Source organism: Bacillus pumilus, assembly GCF_900186955.1.
In the GTDB taxonomy this organism is placed as follows: domain Bacteria; phylum Bacillota; class Bacilli; order Bacillales; family Bacillaceae; genus Bacillus; species Bacillus pumilus.
The window spans coordinates 408,819-428,655 of record NZ_LT906438.1 but is presented as its reverse complement, the minus strand read 5'-3'; the positions used below and the strand labels follow the sequence as shown (position 1 = coordinate 428,655).

The following is a 19,837-nucleotide window of genomic DNA, read 5'->3' as shown; positions in this document are numbered from 1 at the left end:
TTAATAACGTTAGACTCATAGTTTCTCGTAATTTCCTCCAACGGTTATCGTATCGTCTGAAAAATTTTCTACACTGCTTTGTTTTTCATAAAAATGCTTAACGTTCGCGAGCATGCCTTCACGTGTGTAAAAAGGATCGTCTGCTAAAAGAGGAAGCTTCACATGAACACCTAGGTTTGCAGATTTATAGATGGCTGTAATCAGTTCTAGTGTATTTCTTCCTTCTGTTCCATCAATCAGAAGCTTCTGGTTACCCTTGATAGCCATTAAAAAATTATTTATTTGTCCTTTATGCCCTTCAAATAGTAATTCCGGATATTGATTAAAAGCTTCCTGAATACGATTTTCTAAATCCTCATCATTTTTCTCTTGAGGAAACCCATTTTCTTTAGCTATTTGAGCATTTACTTTCCACGGGACAGATACTCTAGCTTTTTCACCTTGAAAAATCAGTTGTTGTTCTTCTCCATGATGGACAACAGAACTGGTTACTTGTGCTAAGCTACCATTTCCATAGCGAAGTACAGCAATAGAAAGGTCTTCAACCTCTGCATTATCATGCAGGGTATTACTAGTTGCTGCAAAAATGTCAGTCGGCAATCCTAACATCCATTGCAACATATCAATATGATGGACAGCATGATTAAGTGTACAACCTCCACCTTCTTTTTCCCATGTACCGCGCCACCATAAATCATAATAACTATGACCACGCCACCAAAAAGAATCCACTTGAGTATGAGCGATTTTTCCAATTAGGTTTTGATCAAGGACATGTTTTAATCTCATAATGGGAGTCATAAACCTGTTTTGAGCAACAACGGATAAAAGCTTCTGGCTTTCAATAGATGCTTTTATCATTTCGTCACATTCTTTTAGAGAAGAAGCCATAGGTTTTTCTACTAAGACATGTTTGCCTGCTTTAAGAAAATCGATGGCAATGGTTGCGTGCATATAAGGAGGTGTACAAATGGAAACGGCATCAATAGTAGAATCATTCAATAACTCTTGGTAGTTAGCGACAACTCGTGCTTCTAGGTTATATTTTGTTGCTACAGACATTGCTTTTTCAGGATAAATATCAGCTAAAGCTACAATTTTACTGATTTCAGGCATTGCAAGATAAGCCTCAATATGGGCAGTTGCAATAGATCCAGTTCCTATAATTGCGATGTTGGACATATCAATCTTTCCCTTCTGCAAGAAGATAAATTTTCACTTCTAATAATGAGATAGCGCTTTCAAAAAACTTAATGATTCACCTAACTGATAGATCAGAGTACCGTTCGTTTTATTAATATTCTAGTTATACTAGTATGGTAGATCAAAAACATTATAACTCAATCTTTTTGAATTTTGTATAGTTTTTTGAATTTTCTTTTTAATATCCCGCACTCTTATGATTGATCATGGCTTACATAGTTGGAATCATCAAGAGTTATAAATACTCACAGCACGAATATTCAGAAAAATAAAATTAGTGTCTACCATTCTAATGCACTTGTATGGTAGTATGTTAGAGAAAGGAGATTAGAATAATGAATATCGATTTTAAAAACCAAAACCTCTCTACGAGGGAACAAGTTTACAATATGCTAAAAGATCAAATATTAAGCCTGAAGCTTCCACCTGGGACAATTATTTCTGAAAAAGAAATATCCGTTCAATTTAATGTTAGTCGAACTCCTGTAAGAGAAAGCTTTTTAAAATTATCTCAAGAAGGATTATTAAGTATCTATCCTCAACGAGGTACATTTGTTTCTTTAATTGATTTGAACCTTGTGGAGGAAGCACGGTTTATGCGAGAACATCTCGAGAAGGCAGTGATTAGACTAGCCTGCCAGGAACCTTCTGAAGAGTTGATTATTGATTTAGATATGAATTTAAGTATGCAAAAAATTTGCGTTAAGAAAAAAGACTATAAAAAAATGTTTGAATTAGATGAGGAGTTTCATAGAACTATTTTCAAACGGTGTAAAAAAGAAAAAACATGGTTAGTTATTCAACAGATGAATGTACACTTTAATAGGAGTCGCATGTTAAGACTAGTAACAGATTATAATTGGGATAATATTTTTTCTCAACATGTAAATATCTTCAAAGCTATACAAGATCAAGATGCTGATAAAGCTGAAAAAATCATGGAAGAGCATTTGAAAATTGCACTTGTTGATAAAGAATTATTGAAGAAAGAATATCCAAATTATTTTAAATAAAAATAGGTTGTTACTTATATTTTTAGGGGTGATGGTAGATGAGGATGACATTTAGATGGTTTGGAGAAGGAAACGACACTATAACACTGGAACAAATAAACCAGATTCCAGGAGTGGAAGGAATTGTTTGGGCACTGCATGATGTGCCCGTAGGAGAAGAGTGGCCAATAGAAAGAATTGTAGAAATGAAAAAATTAGCTGATAAACATAACCTTCATATTGAAGTGGTTGAAAGCGTGAATGTTCATGAAGACATTAAGCTCGGACTTCCAACTAGAGATCGATACATAGAAAATTATAAGAAAACAATTCAGAAGCTAGCAAAGGTGGGTGTTAAAGTCATATGTTATAACTTTATGCCTGTATTTGATTGGATCCGTACAGACTTAAATAAAACACTTTCTGATGGCTCTACAGCTCTATTTTATGAACATAGTCGAATTAAAGATATCGATCCGAAAGACTTAGTAAATAAAATTAGTGAGAACTCCAGTTTAACCATCCCAGGTTGGGAACCAGAGCGGTTAAATCACCTCCACCAACTTTTTGAAGCCTACAAAAATATAACAGAAAATGATTTATGGGCCAACTTGAAATATTTTTTAGATCAGGTTATTCCAATTGCAGAACTTCATGATATTAAAATGGCTATTCATCCTGACGATCCACCTTGGCCTGTCTTTGGTCTACCGCGAATAGTAACTAACCAAAAAAACATCAGAAAAATTTTACAACTAAATAGTAGCCCATATCATTGTATAACGCTCTGTACAGGATCTTTAGGAGCAAACTTAGAAAATGATTTAGTTTCTATGATTCACGAATTTATTGATAGGATACCATTTACTCATATAAGAAATGTACGTGTATATGATAACGGGGACTTTGTTGAAACATCGCATCGATCAAAAGATGGATCAGTAGATGTTTCAGCCATTATACATGCTTATTATGAAAGCGGATTCAAAGGTTATTGTAGACCCGATCATGGAAGACACATTTGGGGTGAACAATGTAGGCCTGGATATGGTCTTTATGATAGAGCACTTGGAATTATGTATTTGTGGGGAGCTTGGGATGCATTAAAAAATAAACATTCTGTACTAAAAGAAGCAAAGGAGGAAGCTACATGGTAAACATACAAGAAAATAAAAATTTAGCTGGTAAAGTAGCTGCCATAACAGGAGGAAGTGGAGTACTTTGCAGCGCCATGGCAAAGGAACTTGCTAGACATGGCGTGTCTGTGGCTATTTTAAATAGAACAGTCGAAAAGGGTGAAAAGGTAGCCGAAGAAATTAACCTTATGGGCGGGAAAGCGATTGCGATTAAATGTGATGTTCTGAATAAAGAGAGTGTTGAACAAGCCGAGAAGATTGTAACAGAGGAATTAGGCATGTGTACAATATTGATAAATGGAGCTGGTGGTAACCACTCCAGTGCAAATACAACCAACGAAATATTTCAAACAGAAGACCTTACTAATCCTAAGATAAGTACTTTTTTTCATTTAAGTACAGATAGTGTGCAAAATGTATTTGATTTAAATTTTATGGGGACTTTCATTCCTACACAAATTTTCACTAAAAATATGGTTCATCAAAAGGGAGCAGTTGTCATCAACATGTCATCTATGAGTGCCCCTTCTCCAATGACCAAAGTGCCTGCTTATAGCGCGGCAAAAGCAGCAATTGAAAATTTCACCAAATGGTTAGCTGTTCATATGGCTGAGGCAGGAATTAGAGTGAATGCTATTGCACCGGGCTTCTTTTTAACCTCACAAAATAAAAACCTTCTCTTAAATGAAGAAGGAGATTATACAGAGAGGTCTCATAAGATTATTTCGAACACACCAATGAGAAGGTTTGGTACGCCAGAAGATCTTTTTGGTACCCTATTATGGCTTGTTGATGATCATATGTCAGCATTTGTTACCGGAGTGACAATTCCTGTAGATGGAGGTTTTATGGCGTATTCAGGTGTTTAATATTTTTATTTTTTTCCTTGTCATACATCTTTATTTTATATATTTTTTTAAATTTATAAGTAGGCTTGGAAAGGAGAAATAAGAATGCAGACTGAGAACAGGAAACTAACACTCAAAAATTATATTGGTTATGGAACAATGGATTTATTTGGAGGGGGAGCATTCGCTATAATAGGCGCATGGATGTTATATTTTTTCATTACATACTGTGGTCTTACCCCTGTTGAAGCAGGATCTATTATTGCAATTGCTCGTATTATTGATGCTATAGCTAGCCCAATTATGGGCCATATCACTGACCATTTTGGTCGTACAAAACTTGGGAAAAAATTTGGAAGACGCAGGTTCTTTTTACTAGTTGGAAGCCCTTTGATGGTTATTTATTCGCTTCTTTGGATTTCTGATATGAATTACTGGTACTATTTAACGGTTTATATTTTGTTAGAATTCCTTGCAGCAATGGTATTAATTCCATTTGAAACACTTGGAGCTGAAATGACGAATGATTTTAATGCACGGACCAAGCTCTCAACAATAAGATTAATCTATTCAGGACTAGGAACATTTTTAGCTACCTTTATTCCAGGCAGATTATTCGAAATATTCGGAAAAGATTCACCTCAAGTTTTTCTTTACAATGGGATGATCTTCACCTTTATTTTTATGGCTGCATTATTAATTACACATAGAACAACATGGGAACGTAAAATAGAAGAAGACATGATAGAACCTTATGGTGTAGAAAAAGTACCTGCTATAGAATCCTTAAAAAAAATCATCATTGACTTAACATCTACTTTTAGAATTAGAAGTTTCCGTCAGCACATCACTATGTATATTTGTTCGTTTACTGCCATGGATATTTTAAACGCTGTCTTTGTCTACTTTATTGTGTTTTCTTTAAATAAAGATGCAGTGTTGGCAGCCGATTTATTATCTATTGGTTCATTACTTCAAATGTTATGTACAATATTGTTTGGTTGGCTCGTGATTAAAATAGGTCCTGCGCCATCTTTGAAAATATCTTATATTGCTATTATTACATGTATAAGCGGTTATATATTTTTATACTTCACACAACCAACTTATATGATTATAGCGCTATATGCTTTCTCTGTTATCTTAGGCATCGGAAAGAGTGGATTATATTATATACCATGGAATATTTACACTTTCATTCCTGATGTAGATGAAATGGTAACTCGTAAAAGAAGAGAAGGAATATTTGCAGGTATTATGACTTTTACACGCAAGAGTACTACAGCTTTAGCCACATTCTTGGTAGGAGTTATCTTACAGGAAAGTGGATTTGTTGCAAGCGCGACGACACAGTCTACTACAGCAATAAATGGGATTGTAGGTATTCTGTTTTTCGGAACTGTAGGGCTAGTCGGTATTAGTTTAGTTATTTCATTTAAATTTAAATTATCTAAGAAAACTCATTCCATTATGATTAATGAAATTAATAGGTTAAAGAATAATGGTTCAATGGAACAGGCTGATGATGAAACAAGAAGTGTTTTGAAAGCGCTAACAGGATGGGATTACGAGAACCTTTGGGGTAATAATAACGTAGGATATCAGAATAAGCTCCAAAATTTTGAACAACAAGATTTTAAACAGCAGGATATGAACTAACTTTTGTTGTTAGTTGAGAACTGCAGCTCAGTTAAATAGTACTTCTATTGATATGAGCAGTTCCAGAATCACTTCAAGAAAAAAACACCTTCAGATTTATATCAGAGGTGTTTTTAAATATCTTAAATTTAGTGTTTTTTGATTTTAAAACCGGATCTCGTCATCTCCATGAATTTGCAGCTTAAGCGGTTCACTTTTCGCTTGATGCTTTTTCACATAGCGGTGATAGACGACATACCCAATGATCATGAGAGGGACGCCGACATATAACCCGATGCGCTGCTCCTGATCAAAGGCAAGGCTGATCAACACAATGGTGTTGAGAGTAATTGCAATAATCGGCAGAACCGGATAGAGAGGGGTTTTAAATTTTAAGTTTTCCAGCTTTCCGCCTGCTTTAAGATATCTTCTGCGGAAAAGCATCTGTGATAATGTAATGGTGATCCAGCCAGTCTGGGCACTCATGCCGGCAATGGACACGATCCAGGCAAAAACTGTTTTCTCTGCAAAGAACCCGGATAATAGCGAAATCCCTGTAAACAGGAACGTGAGCAGTAAGGCATTCATCGGAATACCGCGCTGATTCACGCGTCTAAATGCTTTTCCTGCCATTCCTTCTTTCGATAAGGAATAGAGCATTCTCGTCGATGCGTACAAGCCAGAGTTGGCAACAGATAATAAAGCGATGATAATGACAAAGTTCATGATATCTGCCGCAAAAGGAATGCCCGTTCTCTCAAATACAGTAACAAACGGACTTTGCAGCACACTCGCTTCCTTCCAAGGCACCATACCCGCTAAGACAAAGATAGATAAGACGAAAAAGACGAGTGTACGCCAAACAGTCTGATGTATCGAACGAGGAACGGTTTTCTCAGGGTTTTCACTTTCTCCTGCCGCAATCCCGATCAGCTCTGTTCCTTGGAATGAAAAGTTCACGGTAATCATCGTGACCACAACGGCGAGCAATCCATTTGGAAACAGCCCATCACTCACAAAATGACTGAAGTAAGGGGCAGGTTCACCGCTCGTTGTTTCAATAAAACCAAACATCGCCGCTCCGCCTACACCTATAAAGAGTAAAATCGCAATGATCTTAATGGTTGAAAAGAAAAACTCCGACTCCCCGAACGCTTTCGCCGACCGGGCATTTAATAAGAAAAGACACAGTCCAAATATGAGACACCAAATCCACACATCCACTTGCGGGAGCCAGCGCCTCATCAGCTGTCCTGCTGATAAAAATTCAAGGGCGACCGTTGCTGCCCAGCCAAGCCAATAAATCCAGCCGACCGCAAAACCCGCTGCAGGGCTGACAAATTTCGTCGCATACGTATGAAACGACCCAGACACAGGAAGTGCGACCGACAGCTCTCCAAGACACAGCATGGTTAAATACATAATCAATCCGCCCACAATATAAGAAAGAACGGCTCCGACTGGTCCTGCTTGTCCAATCGTATAGCCCGTTCCTAAGAAAAAGCCTGTCCCAATGACACCGCCAAGTGAAATCATAAATAAATGACGGGAGGTCATCGCCCTTTTCAATTGCTCAGGCTGATTTTGTCCAACATCCACAATGATGCCCTCCTTCTTCTAAGATGATAACTTATCAAAACATGTCTCCATGTGATTCATTCCATTTTCAAAACAACCTACTAATTATACATCTTTTATAATAAATATGCTTCCTTCTATGGTCACTGTCTCAAAGTCTTTATTTTAGTAATGTTCGCACAAATAAAAAATGAAAGGCTTTGTAGACGAGAGAGGTTTGAAAGAAATGGGTTGCGGGCATAAAGTTGGTGAGATTCGCTCAAGCTAGTTTCAAATGCTTTACTTTTAGGTTGCTTCTCTGTAAGATCATATGTTGTAAATACCAACAAGAAAAGTGGGGAATAAAATGAAAAAAATGTTCTTTGCCATTATGTTAGGCGCTTGTGTTGCATTGATCACGGCATGTGGATCTGGTGCAAGCGACAACGCGAATAAACAATCTGGGTCTAAGGAATCAGGTGACCTTTGGAAATCCATTCAGGATAAAGGTGTTCTGACGATCGGAACAGAGGGTACTTATGCTCCTTTCACATTCCATGACAAAAAGACAGATAAATTAACTGGCTACGATGTAGAAGTCATCACAGAAGTAGCAAAACGTCTTGACTTAAAACCCGAATTCAAAGAAACACAATGGGACAGCATGTTTGCTGGACTGAATTCAAAACGTTTTGACGTGGTAGCGAACCAAGTTGGTAAAACTGGACGTGAAAATCAATACGAGTTCTCTGATAAATACACAACGTCTCAAGCCATTGTTGTGACAAAATCAGATAACAACGACATCAAGAAACTATCTGATGTAAAAGGCAAAAAAGCAGCACAATCATTAACAAGTAACTACAATAAACTAGCTACAGATGCTGGCGCTAAAATTGAAGGCGTTGAAGGTCTTGCACAATCAATTCAATTGATTCAGCAAGGACGTGCTGATCTGACGTTCAATGACAAGCTGGCTGTATTGAATTACTTGAAAACAAGCGGGAACAAAAACCTAAAAGTTGCATTTGAAACAGGAGATCCTCAAGAAACTTACTTTGCATTCAGAAAAGGCAGCGGCGAAGTCGTTGACAAAGTGAATGGCGCATTAAAAGAAATGAAAAAAGACGGTACACTTGCTAAGATTTCTAAGAAATGGTTTGGTGAAGATGTTACAAAGTAATACCCTAGGAGTCGTCATTCCTTGGGATCTTCTTCAGCAATCTTTTTGGCCAATGGTGATGCAGGGGATTTATTATACAATCCCCCTCGCCATCATTGCCTTTATTATTGGTATTTTTATCGCGCTTGTGACAGCTCTTGCTAGAATGTCTAAAATCAAAGCCCTCAGATGGCTTTTTTCCATCTATGTGTCGGCCGTTCGTGGAACGCCGCTTTTTGTGCAATTGTTTATTATTTTCTATTTCTTTCCGACATTTAATATCACACTGGATCCATATCCAAGTGCCATTATTGCTTTTTCATTAAACGTAGGTGCGTATGCGTCGGAAATTATCCGTGCATCCGTCCTATCTGTTCCTAAAGGACAATGGGAAGCTGGTTATTCAATCGGGATGACGCATCGTAAAACGCTCGTCCGCGTGATTTTACCGCAGGCTGTGCGTGTATCGATTCCACCTCTATCTAATTCATTCATTAGCTTGGTGAAGGATACATCTCTTGCCTCCCAAATCCTCGTAGCAGAGCTTTTCCGTAAATCTCAGGAAATTGCTGCGGCGAATTTGGATCAGATCTTGTTCATTTATATGGAGGCAGCCCTGATCTATTGGGTATTCTGCTTCATTCTATCGCTCGTTCAGCATCAAATTGAAAAACGACTTGATCGATATGTCGCAAGGTAAGGAGGGAACGACATGCTAACAGTCAAAGGTCTCAAAAAATCCTTTGGTGAAAATGAGATTTTAAAGTCAATAGATTTTACGATCAACAAAGGGCAGGTTGTCGCCATTCTTGGCCCATCAGGTTCAGGAAAAACAACGATGCTTCGCTGTTTAAATGCACTTGAAACACCAAATGGCGGCTCCTTTACCTTCGATGATTTCTCAATTGATTTTTCGAAAAAAAATAAATCAGCTGATCTGCTAAAGCTACGCCGGAAATCGGGAATGGTGTTTCAAGATTATCACCTGTTTCCGCATCGTACTGTTCTTGAGAATGTGATGGAAGGTCCTGTCCAAGTGCAGCGCCGTCCAAAGGAAACGGTTCGAAAAGAAGCCATTCAGCTCTTGCAAAAGGTAGGACTTGAGGATAAAAAAGATTTGTATCCATTCCAGCTCTCAGGCGGTCAAAAACAGCGTGTCGGGATTGCCCGTGCACTTGCCATTCAGCCAGAGCTCATGCTTTTTGATGAGCCCACCTCTGCACTTGACCCTGAGCTTGTCGGGGAAGTCTTAAAGGTCATGAAGGATTTAGCGAAAGAAGGCTGGACCATGGCAGTTGTCACACATGAAATCAAGTTTGCCCAAGAAGTGGCGGACGAAGTGATTTTTATTGATGGCGGCGTCATCGTCGAACAAGGTCCTCCAGAAGAAATCTTCAAACGACCGAAGGAAGAACGAACAAAACAATTCTTAAACCGGATTTTGAATCCAGTATGATGAAAAAAGGCTGTTCTCACGTGATGAGAACAGCCTTTTTTCATATTTCTTTTTGCAGGCGAAGCGCCAGTAAATCTTGCAAGAGCAATCTCGCTCCCTCTGGACTGATAACGACTCCACCCGATAGCACTTTGTTGGAGCCTGTTACTTCCCCTGTGACGATACAAGGTTTATCCTGCCAATACGGCTTCATGACAATTTGGTCTTCTTCTCGATAAATCTCCATAAAATCGCGCGGATGAATTTTCAACCGTTTTCTTATATCTGTCGGCAGAACAATTCTTCCGACGTTATCTATATATCTTACATAGTCTTGATTTAACAAATTGACCCCCTCCTGCATCTCTATAGATATAGGCGATTCCCTTTTTATCAAGGAATGAAGCGCTCTAATCGGTTAGGGAAAGGATAAGTTGCAGGCTGATCCAGTGGCTAAACACGCTTCCCATATATGATATATCTGTTTGGTGCAGGACCAATGAAAGAAAAAGGATAACATGTGGTGAGGATAAGTTCTTCCTTTTCCTGTTGCAATGTAATAATACTTTGATCATCTTTTTTCACAATCTTTGTTTTCTCAATTTCATAGGTAAATCGTCCATATGAAAGTTCAATGACGAGTTGATCCCCTTTCACCAGTTCTCCTGTTCGTCTAAACACAGTATCACGATGCCCAGATAAAACGATTTGTCCTTGTTCATTAGGTAAATAGCTTTCGTGATAATGACCAACGCCCTTTGCTAAATCCTCCGCTTCTGTTCCTTCTACAATTGGTAACTCAGCATTTAACTTTGGAATGTGCAAGAGCCCAATGGTTTCACCAGCCTTCGGGACAAAAGGGGAATCTGTTTGCCCCTTTTGCTGGATGGCTGCTTGTGCAGACTGGAAAGATTGATCTACTTGCCTTTGCCCATCAACGATCCTCATATATCCTATCATCACAAGACAAATACCTGCTGTGATCAATGTCGCTGAGATGATTTTTTGAACCATGGACGATTACCCGTTTCTTTTTCTTCTTTTCCATACAATAAGGGCAGCACCTATTAATACGAGTGCAAATCCTGCTAGTAAAAGGTTGTACATCGCTGTTGCAGTGTTCGGAAGATGATGACCAGGTGTATCCGTTTCTGAATGAGAAGGCTGTTCTGGATTCCCTGGCACCTCTGGCACATGCGGCGGTTCTACCGTTGTGGAGTTTTCAGGTTTGTCTGGTTCGTCAACATTCTCACCCTTCACAACTGCGATATTTTGAATGGTTTTACCTTCATATCCTTTAGCGATCTTCGCTTCAAAAGTAATCGTATGCCAGTCCGTATCTTTGATATCGCCAAATTGACCGGTTACTGTGCCTTTTGTGTAGTCTCCGTTGTCGTCATCTTTTGCATCTGTGACAGCTTGTCCATCTACTTTTAATGACCCTTCGACGTATTCAAGACCTTCTGGCAGTTGATCTGCGATGACTAGATCTTTTATGACACTGTCTTCTACACTATTTTTTGCTTTGATGGTATAAAGAAGGGTGTCGCCTACTTGAACTTGTTTTTCATCTTTATTCCCTTCTGCTTTTTGAGAAATCTTAGATGTTTTTTCTGATTCAAGCTTTGGATCCTTTGGATCAATTTTTGTTTCGGTTGTCGGTTCATCTGGCGGTGTGTTTTCGCCTGTTACTTTGGCTGTGTTTTGAATGCTTTTACCTGATTGGCCTTTAGCAACCTTCGCTTCAAAAGTAATCGTATGCCAGTCCGTGTCTTTGATATCGCCAAAGTGGCCAGTTACTGTGCCTTTTGTGTAGTCTCCGATGTCGTCATCTTTTGCATCTGTGACGGCTTGGTCATCTACTTTTAATGATCCTTCGACATATTCAAGACCTTCTGGCAGTTGATCTGCGATGACTAAATTTTTGACGATGCTGTCTTCTTCAAGATTCTTTGTTTTGATCGTATAAAGAAGGGTGTCGCCTACCTGTGGTGTCTTTTCATCTGTGTTTCCTTCTGCTTTTTTCTGAATGCTCGCTGCCTTTTCTGATGATAGTTTTGGTTCACGAGGGTAAATTTCTGTTTTCGTTGTTGGATCATCTGGCGGCGTGTTTTCACCTGTTACTTCGGCTGTGTTTTGAATGTCTTGACCCGCCTGTCCCTTTTCAACTGTCACTTCAAACGTCACAGTGTGCCAGTCCGTGTCCTTCACATCGCCAAAATAACCCGTGACCTTTCCATCTGTGTAGTCACCGCTATCGTCATCTTTCACATCTGTGACAGATTCTCCATCAATCTCAAGAGAACCAGCGACATACTCCAGCCCTTTTGGTAATTGATCTGAGATCACTAGATTTTCAACAAGACTATCTTCTATCGTGTTCTTTGTTTTAATTGTATAAAGAAGGGTGTCCCCTACTTCTGGGTGCTTCTCATCTGTGTTACCTTCTGCTTTTTTCTGCAGGACGGCTGATTTTTCTGATTCAAGCTTTGGGTCACGCGGATAGATTTCTGTTTTTGTTGTTGGATCGTCTGGTGGTGTATTTTCACCTGTGACACTCGCTGTATTTTGAATGTCTTGACCAGACTGTCCTTTTTCAACCGTGACCTCAAACGTCACGGTATGCCAATCGGTGTCCTTAATGTCACCGAATTGTCCTGATACGGTTCTGTTTGTGACATCCCCATTGTCTTGATCTTGCTCATCTGTCACCGCTTGTCCGTCTACCTCAAGTGAATTCGGCACATATGCTAATCCTTCCGGCAGTTCATCCGAAATCACTAAGTTTTTAACGAGACTGTCTTCCATCGTATTCTTTGTTTTAATCGTATAAAGAAGTGTGTCACCGACCTCTGGATGCTTCTCATCTGTATTACCATCTGCTTTTTTCTGCAAGACGGCTGATTTTTCAGAAGTCAGCTTCGGGTCACGAGGATAGATTTCTACATTCGTTGTCGGCTCGTCTGGCGGTGTGTTGCCGGTTGTGACACTCGCTGTATTTTGAATGTCTTTGCCTGCCTGACCTTTTTCAACTGTGACTTCAAATGTCACGGTATGCCATTTCGCATCTTTCACTTCACCGAACGTTCCAGTGACAGTTCCACCTGTCATATCACCGTTGTCGTCATCTTTTGTATCTGTGACTGGATTCCCATCTATCTGTAGAGAATTTGGTACATATGATAACCCTTGAGGTAACTTGTCAGAAATCACAAGATCTTCAATGAAGCTGTCTTCAACAGTGTTACGGGCTTGAATGGTATACAGCAAAGTGTCGCCTACTTCTGGATGCTTCTCATCTGTATTACCATCTGCTTTTTTCTGTAAGACCGCTGATTTTTCTGATTCAAGCTTCGGATCTCGAGGATAAATCTCTATGTTTGTAGTTGGATTGTCTGGCGGTGTGTTTTCCCCTTTGACATTGGCTGTATTTTGAATATCTTTGCCAGCTTGACCTTTTGCTACTTTCGCTTCAAATGTCACGGTGTGCCAATCGGTGTCTTTCACATCACCTATTTGACCTGTAACAGTACCGTTTGTAAAATCACCTTTGTCTTGGTCTTTTGCATCTGTGACGCTTACGCCATCTACCTTAAGTGAGCCTGGCACATAGGCTAAGCTGCTCGGAAGGTTATCTGATATGGTCAGATTTTTAAGAATACCGTATTGCACCGTATTTTTTGCTCTAATTGTATAAAGCAAAGTGTCGCCTACTTCTGGATTCTTTTCATCTGTGTTGCCTTCTGCTTTTTTCTGTAAGGCAACAGATTTTTCTGATTCAAGGTTAGGAGGATATGGATCAAATTCGGGCTTCACCCTTGAAGCTAAGTCGTAAGATAATGAATCACCTGCAGTGCCCATATATGTTGTACTTAATGTTTTCGCATCAAGTGTGAAAAGAGTAGAATGACCGATAGAGTCATCTTTTCCTGATTGTAATAGCATTTGTCCATTTGGCAAAAAGCTAATTCCTCGTACTCCTCCCTCAATAGGTTTACCATCTGCATTTGTGATTGGAATCACTCGAATTACTTCAGCTGTTTCAGGATTCATTTGCGCAATGGACCCACTGGTATTAGATGCGAACCAAAGATAGCCATCCTTATCGACTACAAGGTCTCCGCCAATGTCTCCGCCAATGCCAGGGCCAACGTCATAACCGGCAATTTTCTTGGCCGTTTTTTGACCAGTTGCTAAGTCGTACGTTGCAAGGTAGGGTTCTCCACCAACCGCATACGAATGAATATATTTACCGTTATAAACAACGGCATTTGGCGCTCTTCCGCCTAAAACACCTACACGCTCTGCTTGTCCAGTGGTCGCATTTATTTTATAAAGAACTGGCTCTCCACTTGCTGTCGTAGTTGCATACACAGTGTTTTCTTGATCATTCACAGCAACACCGTTCACTACAGTCGAATTAATTCCCTTCACCTGTACACTAGCCTTTACGTTTGTTGGATTTTGCCCATCAAGCTGATAAAGAACTAACTTCCCATTTCCAATCATGTAGGAATCTGCGTTATTGACAACCACCGTCCCAGCGGCTTTCGTAACAGGTGGTGAAACTGTTAATAAATTCCCAGCAATCAGCACCAATATAAGAAATAATTGACTCGTTCTTTTTAATATATTCATTTTTTGACATCCCCTTTTCCCTGCTTTAATCATAATGGTATGTACCAGTTCACCTCCCACACTTTGGTAAAGAATATCAGTAAGATTTCAAAAGCCTCAACAGGACTAAATGACTATTTTCGACAAAAATAGACATTTTGAACTAAATACCTCCCGATGATTGATTTGCTTATGTTTTTCCAATAAAATAACCTTTTTCCATCCCGAAATTCCTCATCTATCTATTTTCCAAACAGGTCTTATGATGTGAATTACATACAATCCTTTCTATTTAAAGATAAATATTCTTTAATTGGGTGATGCTTATTTTTTGTCAGTATATATTGAATTTTTTTCATTTTATCTTAAAAAAAGGGAATGATTGGTTCACTTTGTTAAAAAAAACAAGTCGAAAGTCTTGCTCTTGTTTTGACCTTTTACGATGCGAAAAATTCTTTTTATAAGTAAGCGATTACAATTGAGCAAAGCCATTTAAAGGGGCGTGGGAGTATGTTACGATTGAATTCGAGTGTTTAAGAAAGAAGGGAAAGCTTTTGAAGCGGGAACATCTTTTACGTTGGTTTTTTTATTTTGTTGGATTGATCGTACTAGCTTTTGGACTATCGCTGACAGTGAAAGGAAAGATTCTAGGCATTGGTCCTTGGGACGCTTTCCACTACGGACTGTTTCAGCACTTTGGACTCACGATTGGACAGTGGTCCATCATTATTGGTGCACTGATTGTGACACTAACATCTGTTTTCACGAAATCATTTCCAAAGATCGGCGCATTACTGAACATGGTGCTGATTGGTATGTTTATAGATTTCTTTAATGCGGTATTACCTGCACCACATGGGTATTTACCCGCTTTATATGTGTTTATTACGGGCGTTGTGGTTTCAGGTTATGGTGTTGGCGTTTATGTCTCAGCGAATCTTGGCGCCGGGCCAAGGGATTCATTAATGCTGCTCATCTCAGCGAAAACAGGATTGAACGTGCAGTGGGTGCGAAATGGCATTGAGCTAACAGTGCTTTTATTTGCATGGATGCTCGGCGGGCCGATTGGCGTTGGCACGATTCTGACGGCTATTTTCACAGGTCTCGTCCTTCGATTCTCCTTGCCGCAATCGACACGGCTTCTGCAGCTGCTTATTACAAAAACAGCAGAGAAACCTGTTCAAACGCTTATCCGATAAGAACAAGCCATTCTACAAAAAGAATGGCTTTTCTTGTGTCAAAATAAATAAACAGATTTTTTTTATATTCATAAGAGGAAATCAACCCAACCCTTCCACTTCCTGTCATTTTGAGCTTTCGCTGAAAAGGAGGTCTGTTTCCCTTTTGTACGGCGCTCTCCAATGGTACAATCAATGTAAAAAATTAGAGGTTCATTATGAAGATTTTCGCTATCCAATTACAGCATTTAGATGACATCCATGCACGAAAACAAATCGATCAATTGAAACCCTTTGTTTCAGCTGAAAAACGTGCTGCGGCCGAGCGCTTTCGTTTTTTAATCGACGCAAGAAGGACCTTGTTAGGTGAGGTGCTGGTTCGTCAGATGATCCATGATATGTACGATCTGCCTTTTGATGAGATCGTTTTTGAAACAGAGGGCAATGGCAAGCCTGTCGTCCGGCACATTCCTTCTTTTCATTTTAATCTTTCTCACTCTGGTGATTGGGTCGTATGCGCAATAGATGATGCACCTGTAGGTATTGATATTGAGGAGATCAAACCGATTGATCTAGCGATTGCTAAACGATTTTTTTCAGCAGATGAGTATGAGGATTTACTTTCACAACCGGCAGAACGGCAGGAAGCCTACTTCTTTCATTTATGGTCAATGAAGGAGGCCTTTATCAAGCTGACTGGAAAGGGATTATCTTATGGTCTTTCGTCCTTTACAGCCCGCCTGTCAGAGGATGGACAGGCGACGCTTGCATTACCTGATCATGAAGCGCCCTGCTTTGTTCAACCATACTCACTCGATCCTACCTACCAAATGGCGGTGTGTACACGAAAGCCTTCTGCGGCTGAACGTGTTGAGATACTCTCTTGTAGTGATGTACTGTCTCGTCTTTAATATCGCCCAATTTGCTGAAATGCTGTCTTTATCAAATCGACTCCACGTGTGATTTGCTCTTCTTTCACATGCCAAATGTTCAACTGAAGAATGGGGTCTTTTTGATAAGTCGACAGATAATGGCGGTCGATTGACTGAATGGAAACAGATGCCTTTTTCAGCTGCTGAATGAGCTGGTTCATCGGAATTGACCGATCGAAACGTACATGTGTATGAGTAGCTGGCTCCTCTTCTCCCAGTTGATAAGCGATTTGATCGCTTTTCAGGCATGTCACTAGTTGTTTGGATCGGTTGCGATAGGTCGCCCGCATTCTGTCTCGATGCCGTTCAAACATCCCGCTTTTTAAATATATTTCTAAGGCTGCCTGTGACAGCATGGAGCTGTCGATGTCAATGAGCCGTTTGTGTTCGCTAAAAGGTTTAATCAGTTCCTCAGGTAAGACGACCGCTCCTGTACGAAGTCCTGGAAAGATGATTTTGGAGAAGCTTTTTAAATAAATGACCTTCCCCGCCTGATCGTACGAATAGATCGGGTCTCTTTTTGCGTCGAATTCTAAATCGGCTATGTAATCATCTTCAACGATATAGACGTCATATGTCTCGGCAAGAGCTGCAATCGCTCTTTTCTCCTGCTTTGACAAGCTCGTTCCAAGCGGGTTTTGAAACCTTGGCATCGTATAGAAAAAACGAATCTCCTCTTCTCGAAAGATGCGCTCCAATTCCTGAAGGTCAATTCCCTTTTCCGTCCGCTGAACCCCCCGTACAGGCAGTTGATTTTTTTCTAAATATTGAAGGTATAGATGATAGCCTGGCTGTTCGACTAATATGGTCTGTTTGCCATTCGGAAAAGGGATGGTGCTTAAAATGGATAACGCCAGCTGAATACCAGAAGTCATAACGATCTGTTCTGGATTTGCAAACACTTGATAATCCATTAATCGCTTAGAAATGACTGGCAGCAGCGAGGGTAATCCGTTGGCTGTGCCGTATATAAACAAGTCATTTTGATACAAATCGATGGCTTGGTTGATGCAGTGCTGGAAATCAACATATGGAAACACGACGGGATCAGGTGCAGATGAAGCAAAATCAATCCATGTGCTATCCTGTTTCCCCGCTGACTGCTTTGTTTTCACGACATAATAGCCACTTCTTTCTACAGAATACAGCAGATGTTCACGTTCTAATGTGTCTAGTGCTTTGATGACAGTGCTTTTACTCACTGCATATTGAGCCGCCAAATGGCGAATGGAGGGGATCTTCATGCCAGCATTGTATTCACCAGACGTCATCTTCTCTTTTAAGCTGAGAACAAGCTGATCATATTTCCTCACACCACTTCCTCCTTGTACCGGTACAGATATCATGTTCTCTTATTGTACACTTTAGATGATCCGATTACGATAGAAGAACAGAACCGGTCAATTCATCCGAAGCATGCATGCTCGTATAAGGAGTCAAATTGTGGACATTTCAAAACAGAAAGCGTATGCTGCCGCGATAGGCTACGCCACGATCATTGGTTTTTCATTTTTGTTTGTCAAAATTGCATTAGAATCAGCAAACCCGATCGATTTATTGGCACACCGCTTTACAGTTTCTTTTGCAGCCGCACTATTGCTGTATCCATTTTTACGAAAGAAAATCCGCCTCTCCATTCAATGGCGAGATCTTCTCTACATCGTACCGTTTTCCTTGCTTTATCCTGTGTTGTTTTTTGCTTTTCAAGTATGGGGGCTGATGTATACCTCTTCGTCAGAGGCTGGTATTATTCAGGCAACGATTCCTATTCTGACAATGGTGCTTGCCGCGTGGTTTTTAAAGGAACGCGCGACATGGATCCAAGTGCTGTTTACCATTCTTTCTGTGTGCGGGGTGATGCTTCTCTTTGTCATGAAGGGAATTGATGTGAAGCATTCACACATGATCGGCTATGGACTGATATTGCTTTCTGCCTTATCATCCAGTGCATACAGTGTATTTGCCCGGGTGATTACACGGCGCTTCCATGTGATTGAACTCACCTTCGTGATGACATTCTTTGGATTTGTCTTCTTCAATGCCACTGCGCTCATCCGGCATTCAGTAAACGGGACAATGCCGCAATTTTTCAGCCCATTTACACAACCATCCTTTGTATGGTCAATGCTCTTTTTAGGCATTCTTTCATCACTTCTCACGGCATATTTATCAAACTATGCCCTTTCTCAGCTTGAAGCGGCAAAGGTCAGCATCTTTAACAATTTATCTGCGTTTATTACAGTTGCCGCTGGGGTTCTCATTTTACATGAAACAATCGATTGGTATCATCTCATCGGAGGTGTTCTGGTCATTGGCGGAGTGATTGGTGGGAATGTGGTGAAAAAGCGGAATTCATAAGAAAAAGCGGTCCCTTTAAGGAGGACCGCTTTCTTTTAAAGTTTCATTAATTGTTGTTTGCTTGCAACGTCAATCACATGTCTCATCTGTTCTGCGAAGGGCTCGAGGTGTGTGTTGATATACATGTGCCCTCCTTCGAAATTGGTGCGTTCGATGGTTTTTGCCCATGGCAGCCAGCCATTTGCATCTTTCATGCATTTTTCATCTTTTGTTCCATTGAATAAATAAACGGGTGTTTCGATGATGGATTGATCTTTGTGCTGGAAGGTTTCCAGCGCCTGATAGTCTGCACGTAAGGACGGCGTAAAGTAATCCATCATTGGTTTGTTCTCTAATAATTCCTTTGGAATCCCGCCCATTTCGGCAATATGCTGAACAAATGCTTCATTCGATAAATGGGTCAGGATCTGTCGTTTTGTTTGCGGCGGCTGAATAGCCGAGATCACGACTGCTGCAGGATCAATTCCTTCCTTTTCTAACAGCTGCGTCAGTCTATACACAACAAGTCCTCCCATGGAATGTCCGAACAGGATAAATGGGCGGTTCAAGTTACCCATGAGCCCTTCTTTGTATAGCTCAGCCAATCGGTCAATGCTCGTTTCGAGCGGCATGAGATTGGTTCCATGCCCTGGGGGCTCTGCTGCTGTTACTTCGGCAGTGCCTTTTAGCTGTTCAAAAAGCGGGCGGTACGAGGCGGAATAACCGCCTGCAAAAGGAAAACAAATAAGTTGAATAAGATCTGATTTTTTTTCAAAGGTTTTAAATAAATGATTCATACGTT

The 19,837-nt window shown here is 40.1% G+C and carries 17 protein-coding genes; 10 read left to right on the top strand and 7 right to left on the bottom strand.

Annotated features, from left to right (window positions below; genetic code table 11):
- Nucleotides 1–15: 15 nt before the first annotated feature.
- Complete coding sequence (locus CKW02_RS02090; protein ID WP_003214442.1) at nucleotides 16–1,182, bottom strand: Gfo/Idh/MocA family protein; 1,167 nt, start codon at nucleotides 1,180–1,182, stop codon at nucleotides 16–18.
- Nucleotides 1,183–1,538: 356 nt separating this feature from the next.
- On the opposite strand from CKW02_RS02090, the gene CKW02_RS02085 reads away from it, so the two are divergent.
- The 4 genes from CKW02_RS02085 to CKW02_RS02070 all read left to right on the top strand — a co-directional run bounded on the left by CKW02_RS02085 (nucleotide 1,539) and on the right by CKW02_RS02070 (nucleotide 5,838).
- Nucleotides 1,539–2,216: a GntR family transcriptional regulator gene (locus tag CKW02_RS02085; RefSeq protein ID WP_003214342.1), complete on the top strand. Its 678-nt coding sequence runs from the start codon at nucleotides 1,539–1,541 to the stop codon at nucleotides 2,214–2,216.
- A 38-nt stretch (nucleotides 2,217–2,254) separates the two neighbouring features.
- Nucleotides 2,255–3,352 (top strand): mannonate dehydratase, encoded by a 1,098-nt coding sequence (gene uxuA / locus CKW02_RS02080; protein ID WP_003213843.1) that lies wholly within the window; start codon nucleotides 2,255–2,257, stop codon nucleotides 3,350–3,352.
- Entirely contained in the window at nucleotides 3,346–4,200 is an 855-nt protein-coding gene (locus CKW02_RS02075) for an SDR family oxidoreductase (protein WP_003214106.1), read from the top strand. The genes uxuA and CKW02_RS02075 overlap by 7 nt, the downstream gene beginning before the upstream one ends.
- Before the next feature lie 84 nt (nucleotides 4,201–4,284).
- Nucleotides 4,285–5,838, top strand: a complete 1,554-nt coding sequence (locus CKW02_RS02070) for an MFS transporter (protein WP_003214469.1) — start codon at nucleotides 4,285–4,287, stop codon at nucleotides 5,836–5,838.
- A 144-nt stretch (nucleotides 5,839–5,982) separates the two neighbouring features.
- On the opposite strand, the gene CKW02_RS02065 is transcribed toward CKW02_RS02070, so the two are convergent.
- Nucleotides 5,983–7,416: an amino acid permease gene (locus tag CKW02_RS02065; protein WP_003214392.1), complete on the bottom strand. Its 1,434-nt coding sequence runs from the start codon at nucleotides 7,414–7,416 to the stop codon at nucleotides 5,983–5,985.
- 325 nt (nucleotides 7,417–7,741) lie between these two features.
- Here CKW02_RS02065 and tcyA point away from each other — a divergent pair, with 325 nt between their 5' ends.
- From tcyA to CKW02_RS02050, 3 genes are read left to right on the top strand one after another with little or no spacing between them, the layout of a single operon-like run.
- Complete coding sequence (gene tcyA, locus CKW02_RS02060; RefSeq protein WP_003213831.1) at nucleotides 7,742–8,557, top strand: cystine ABC transporter substrate-binding lipoprotein TcyA; 816 nt, start codon at nucleotides 7,742–7,744, stop codon at nucleotides 8,555–8,557.
- A complete protein-coding gene (locus CKW02_RS02055; protein WP_003213873.1) occupies nucleotides 8,544–9,236 on the top strand; it encodes an amino acid ABC transporter permease in 693 nt (230 codons plus the stop codon). The genes tcyA and CKW02_RS02055 overlap by 14 nt, the downstream gene beginning before the upstream one ends.
- A gap of 12 nt (nucleotides 9,237–9,248) precedes the next feature.
- Nucleotides 9,249–9,992, top strand: coding sequence for an amino acid ABC transporter ATP-binding protein (locus tag CKW02_RS02050; protein WP_003214030.1), 744 nt, complete (start codon nucleotides 9,249–9,251; stop codon nucleotides 9,990–9,992).
- A 40-nt stretch (nucleotides 9,993–10,032) separates the two neighbouring features.
- Here the strand turns inward: CKW02_RS02050 and CKW02_RS02045 are convergent, their stop codons facing one another.
- From CKW02_RS02045 to CKW02_RS02035, 3 genes are all read right to left on the bottom strand, one after another.
- Entirely contained in the window at nucleotides 10,033–10,317 is a 285-nt protein-coding gene (locus tag CKW02_RS02045; RefSeq protein WP_003214268.1) for an AbrB/MazE/SpoVT family DNA-binding domain-containing protein, read from the bottom strand.
- 107 nt (nucleotides 10,318–10,424) lie between these two features.
- Nucleotides 10,425–10,985: a class D sortase gene (locus tag CKW02_RS02040; protein ID WP_003214376.1), complete on the bottom strand. Its 561-nt coding sequence runs from the start codon at nucleotides 10,983–10,985 to the stop codon at nucleotides 10,425–10,427.
- A 6-nt stretch (nucleotides 10,986–10,991) separates the two neighbouring features.
- Complete coding sequence (locus CKW02_RS02035; RefSeq protein ID WP_003214478.1) at nucleotides 10,992–14,609, bottom strand: isopeptide-forming domain-containing fimbrial protein; 3,618 nt, start codon at nucleotides 14,607–14,609, stop codon at nucleotides 10,992–10,994.
- A gap of 533 nt (nucleotides 14,610–15,142) precedes the next feature.
- On the opposite strand from CKW02_RS02035, the gene CKW02_RS02030 reads away from it, so the two are divergent.
- Complete coding sequence (locus CKW02_RS02030) at nucleotides 15,143–15,787, top strand: YczE/YyaS/YitT family protein (RefSeq protein WP_003214121.1); 645 nt, start codon at nucleotides 15,143–15,145, stop codon at nucleotides 15,785–15,787.
- Between the two features lie 197 nt (nucleotides 15,788–15,984).
- On the top strand, nucleotides 15,985–16,677 hold the full coding sequence (locus CKW02_RS02025; protein ID WP_003214200.1) for a 4'-phosphopantetheinyl transferase family protein: 693 nt from the start codon (nucleotides 15,985–15,987) through the stop codon (nucleotides 16,675–16,677).
- Here the strand turns inward: CKW02_RS02025 and CKW02_RS02020 are convergent.
- Entirely contained in the window at nucleotides 16,674–18,011 is a 1,338-nt protein-coding gene (locus tag CKW02_RS02020) for an aminotransferase-like domain-containing protein (RefSeq protein ID WP_003214064.1), read from the bottom strand. The genes CKW02_RS02025 and CKW02_RS02020 overlap by 4 nt on opposite strands.
- Nucleotides 18,012–18,138: 127 nt before the next feature.
- Here CKW02_RS02020 and CKW02_RS02015 point away from each other — a divergent pair, with 127 nt between their 5' ends.
- The gene (locus CKW02_RS02015) at nucleotides 18,139–19,056 is read left to right on the top strand and encodes a DMT family transporter (RefSeq protein ID WP_372706119.1); all 918 of its coding nucleotides are present in this window, start codon (nucleotides 18,139–18,141) and stop codon (nucleotides 19,054–19,056) included.
- Between the two features lie 35 nt (nucleotides 19,057–19,091).
- Here the strand turns inward: CKW02_RS02015 and CKW02_RS02010 are convergent, their stop codons facing one another.
- Nucleotides 19,092–19,832, bottom strand: coding sequence for a thioesterase II family protein (locus CKW02_RS02010; RefSeq protein WP_003213915.1), 741 nt, complete (start codon nucleotides 19,830–19,832; stop codon nucleotides 19,092–19,094).
- Between the last annotated feature and the right edge of the window lie 5 nt (nucleotides 19,833–19,837).

Bases quoted from the DNA above. Each gene is read 5' to 3' on its own strand.
- CKW02_RS02025 (WP_003214200.1), top strand. From the start codon at position 15,985: ATGAAGATTTTCGCTATCCAATTACAGCATTTAGATGACATCCATGCA.
- CKW02_RS02035 (WP_003214478.1), bottom strand. From the start codon at position 14,609: ATGAATATATTAAAAAGAACGAGTCAATTATTTCTTATATTGGTGCTG.
- CKW02_RS02075 (WP_003214106.1), top strand. From the start codon at position 3,346: ATGGTAAACATACAAGAAAATAAAAATTTAGCTGGTAAAGTAGCTGCC.
- CKW02_RS02055 (WP_003213873.1), top strand. From the start codon at position 8,544: ATGTTACAAAGTAATACCCTAGGAGTCGTCATTCCTTGGGATCTTCTT.
- CKW02_RS02040 (WP_003214376.1), bottom strand. From the start codon at position 10,985: ATGGTTCAAAAAATCATCTCAGCGACATTGATCACAGCAGGTATTTGT.
- CKW02_RS02010 (WP_003213915.1), bottom strand. From the start codon at position 19,832: ATGAATCATTTATTTAAAACCTTTGAAAAAAAATCAGATCTTATTCAA.
- CKW02_RS02085 (WP_003214342.1), top strand. From the start codon at position 1,539: ATGAATATCGATTTTAAAAACCAAAACCTCTCTACGAGGGAACAAGTT.
- CKW02_RS02050 (WP_003214030.1), top strand. From the start codon at position 9,249: ATGCTAACAGTCAAAGGTCTCAAAAAATCCTTTGGTGAAAATGAGATT.
- CKW02_RS02070 (WP_003214469.1), top strand. From the start codon at position 4,285: ATGCAGACTGAGAACAGGAAACTAACACTCAAAAATTATATTGGTTAT.
- tcyA (WP_003213831.1), top strand. From the start codon at position 7,742: ATGAAAAAAATGTTCTTTGCCATTATGTTAGGCGCTTGTGTTGCATTG.
- CKW02_RS02090 (WP_003214442.1), bottom strand. From the start codon at position 1,182: ATGTCCAACATCGCAATTATAGGAACTGGATCTATTGCAACTGCCCAT.
- uxuA (WP_003213843.1), top strand. From the start codon at position 2,255: ATGAGGATGACATTTAGATGGTTTGGAGAAGGAAACGACACTATAACA.